Origin of the sequence: Bowmanella yangjiangensis (genome assembly GCF_017255015.1) — a bacterium.
Lineage (GTDB): Bacteria > Pseudomonadota > Gammaproteobacteria > Enterobacterales > Alteromonadaceae > Bowmanella > Bowmanella yangjiangensis.
Genome location: NZ_JAFKCS010000495.1, coordinates 1 through 558 on the forward strand (window position 1 = coordinate 1; position 558 = coordinate 558).

Below are 558 nucleotides of genomic sequence, written 5' to 3' on the forward strand. Positions count from 1 at the left end.
ATGCGCGTCGAAGTCGCCGGGCTTGCGCCGTAGCTGCGGCCAGTCCTGCTGCAGGGCTGGCAGCTGCAGGCTGGCGCCGGGCCAGTTCAGCCACAGGCTGTCGAGCTGCCGGGCCACTCGCGTGCGCTGCTCGAGGTTCCCGGCACCCTGCATGGCTCCCAGCCCGCGATGCAGCTGCAGTGCCTGGAGCAGGTCCAGGCAGCGCTGCGCGACCTGCCTGTGCTGCTGCAGGCGTGCCGACTGCTGGCGGGCCTCCTGGCGCTGGGTCAGCCAGAAGCTCAATGCCAGCAGGGTGATCAACAGGGTGACGGCGAAGAGGGCGGCATGACTCATGGAGGCTCGTGAGGGCGGCGTGCAGGTTCATCCTTCGATGAAGCAACTCCCCTGCCAGCCGCAGAGGGGGCGGATTCCGGCCGTACGCGCCTGTCGTGTTGCACGGAAATGGAGCAGGCGACCGCACCGGGGTACCTGATGGTGCCTGGGTTGCTAAAGGTGCAACCTTGTTGCTGATGGGTGGTTGCGGCGTTTTCTTGCGGAAAAGAGTAAAGTGCAACCCTT

The 558-nt window shown here is 66.3% G+C and carries 1 protein-coding gene; it reads right to left on the minus strand.

Features of this window, described 5'->3' with window-relative positions:
- Positions 1–333, minus strand: a 333-nt coding sequence (locus J0A65_RS25335; protein ID WP_206596985.1) for a hypothetical protein, incomplete at its 3' end; no start/stop codon positions are given.
- Between the last annotated feature and the right edge of the window lie 225 nt (positions 334–558).